This is a genomic window from Polaromonas sp. (assembly GCF_049790275.1).
Classification (GTDB): Bacteria; Pseudomonadota; Gammaproteobacteria; order Burkholderiales; family Burkholderiaceae_C; genus Polaromonas.
In genome coordinates this window covers 1-2,547 of the sequence record NZ_JBAQYR010000177.1, presented here as the reverse complement: position 1 = coordinate 2,547, position 2,547 = coordinate 1, and the positions used below count along the sequence as shown (strand labels likewise).

General features: G+C 63.8%; 3 protein-coding genes. All 3 read left to right on the top strand.

The window, feature by feature from the left end:
* A partial coding sequence (locus WA904_RS22425; RefSeq protein ID WP_425199338.1) for an NADH-quinone oxidoreductase subunit C occupies positions 1 to 1,419 on the top strand: 1,419 nt, incomplete at its 5' end.
* Positions 1,416 to 1,955, top strand: coding sequence for an NADH-quinone oxidoreductase subunit B family protein (locus WA904_RS22420; RefSeq protein ID WP_425199337.1), 540 nt, complete (start codon positions 1,416 to 1,418; stop codon positions 1,953 to 1,955). The genes WA904_RS22425 and WA904_RS22420, both read left to right, overlap by 4 nt.
* A 364-nt stretch (positions 1,956 to 2,319) precedes the next feature.
* Positions 2,320 to 2,547, top strand: a 228-nt coding sequence (locus tag WA904_RS22415) for a hypothetical protein (RefSeq protein ID WP_425199336.1), incomplete at its 3' end; no start/stop codon positions are given.

Below are 2,547 nucleotides of genomic sequence, written 5' to 3'. Positions count from 1 at the left end.
GCCCTGTGGGGCACAGCGCCCGCTGCGGGCGCTGCGGTCTGTGCTGCCTATGTGACGGCGGAGGGTGTGGTCTGGCTGGAACTGCCGCTGCCAGGCGGGCAGACCTCCTACCCTGATCTGGTGCCTGCCTTCCCGGTAGCTGCCCGAATGCAGCGGGCGGTGGCAGATTTGACCGGCCTGCGTGCCGCGGGAGCCACCGACCAGCGCCCGTGGCTCAAGCATGGTGCCTGGCCCGTGGATTATTTTCCCTTGCGCCACGCGACCGAGGCTGCGCAAGATGTTCCTGATGCGCAGTTGCTTGATTACGCGTTTGTCCGTGTCGAGGGTGATGGAGTGCATGAGATCGCGGTGGGTCCTGTGCATGCGGGCGTGATTGAGCCCGGGCATTTCCGGTTTTCGGTCGTGGGCGAAAAAGTCTTGCGACTGGAACAGCGACTGGGCTATACCCACAAGGGTATTGAGCAACGCATGACGCAGCTCCCCCCATTGCAGGCGTACCGACTGGCCGGACGGGTATCGGGCGATTCAACAGTGGCTTACGCATGGGCTTATGGCATGGCACTGGAAGCGGCGGCGGCCTGTGACATCTCCTCACGCGCCTCCCACTTGCGCGCGCTGATGCTGGAGCGCGAAAGGGTCGCCAACCATCTGGGCGATCTCGGGGCACTGGGCAACGACGCGGCCTTTGCCTTCGGCCTGTCCCAGTTCTCGCGTCTGCGCGAAGACTGGCTGCGCCTGTCCCACGCTGTGTTTGGGCATCGCCTGATGATGGACTGCGTGGTACCAGGGGGCGTGGCCGGCGACATTGACGGCGCGCACATCGACCGGCTGAACCGACAGTGCGATGTCGTGGAACGCGAAGTGCAGACCCTGCGTGCGGTGTATGACGAGCATGCCGGCGTGCAGGACCGCTTCATGGGCACCGGGCGTGTGAGCCCGGCGCTGGCGGCGCAATTGGGGCTGACCGGCTTGGCCGGGCGCGCCAGTGCGCAGGCCTGGGATTTGCGCTGTGACCACCCCGGGCCGCCGTATGAGCGCTTGCAGGTGAAGATGGCGACCCAGCGTAACGGAGATGTGGCGGCGCGGGTGGCGGTGCGATTCGACGAGGTGCTTGAGTCACTGCGACTGATACAGGAGATCCTGGCGGAACTTCCGGCCGGTCCGGTCCACCAGGCGCTTGTTTTGCCCGATCATGCAAGCCGCGGCGCGGGCTGGGTGGAGGGCTGGCGCGGCGAGATATTTGTGGCACTTGAACTCGATGGTGCGGCCGGCCAGCATCGGATCCGGCGCTGCCACTGCCACGATCCTTCCTGGCAAAACTGGCCGGTACTGGAACACGCCATTATTGGCAATATCGTTCCCGACTTCCCGCTCATCAACAAGTCGTTCAATCTCAGCTATTCGGGGCACGATTTATGATTTGGAGAATAGCCACACAGATCGTCAAAAACGGCATTCGCACGGAGCCAGCGCCCGATGCCAGCGATGCGGTGCGGTTTGAAGCCGGGCGGATTCAGGACGATGTGCTGGCCATCCTGGGCCGGGCCCTGAGCATTCGCATGGTGGATGCCGGCTCCTGCAATGGCTGCGAACTGGAGATCAACGCCCTGGGCAACCCGTACTACAACATTGAAGGTTTTGGGATCAAGTTTGTGGCCAGCCCGCGCCATGCCGACATGCTGCTGGTAACCGGGCCGGTATCGCGCAACATGGCGACCGCCTTGCGGCGCACCTTTGAGGCCACGCCCGAACCCAAACTGGTGGTGGCGGTGGGGGACTGTGGCTGCGATGGCGGCATTTTTGGCGAGAGTTATGCAAGCTGCGGGCCGGTTTCCCGTGTGATTCCGGTCGATGTCTGGGTGCCGGGGTGTCCGCCTGCACCGATCGAGATCTTGCGCGGCATTCTGACGGCAGTGCGCCGTTGCAGGACGGTGCCACCTGATCCGGTTCGGTGATCCTGATCAGAATGCTGCGGGTCTGCCCAATTTCGCATGCTGTTGGGAACCGGACGCCAGGCCGGCAGCGTCAACAGGATGGACGGCGGCAGGGCGACCACGCCTTGCTGCCAGGCCCACTTCCAAGTCTTGGGTGAAGCGTTCGCGCGTGTAAGCGCGCTGCGCTGAAACAATGCGCAGGCGAAAAGGCGCGAGGTAGGAGGACGAATTCATCGGAGAAGTGAGTTCAGAACGGCATGCGCCGGCCGGTTGCATCCTCTAACTGTGGGATGGTCAGACCGGGAGCCCCTTGTTAAAGTGCGGCCTGCTTTTTCTTGTTTCAAAAATCCGCCGTTGCCTATCTTAAGCCGGTGCAGCACAGACCATGTCACTTTTTTCCAGCCCTTTGTGCCTGAGCCACCGGCTTGCCTTCCGCCTGGGGCAAGGGGTGTACCGGCGCAAGCTGCTTGCTTTCGCCCTGGCGGTCTGCTGCTTCGGGGCAGGCCTGCCGGTTCTGGGGCAGGAAGGAAAGGACCCCGCCGCGCCGTGGCTGGGGCGCCAGGGCGCGGCGCTGGTGCTGATCGATGCGTCGGGCAGCCAGACGCTGGAGCAG

Bases quoted from the DNA above. Each gene is read 5' to 3' on its own strand.
- WA904_RS22420 (WP_425199337.1), top strand. From the start codon at position 1,416: ATGATTTGGAGAATAGCCACACAGATCGTCAAAAACGGCATTCGCACG.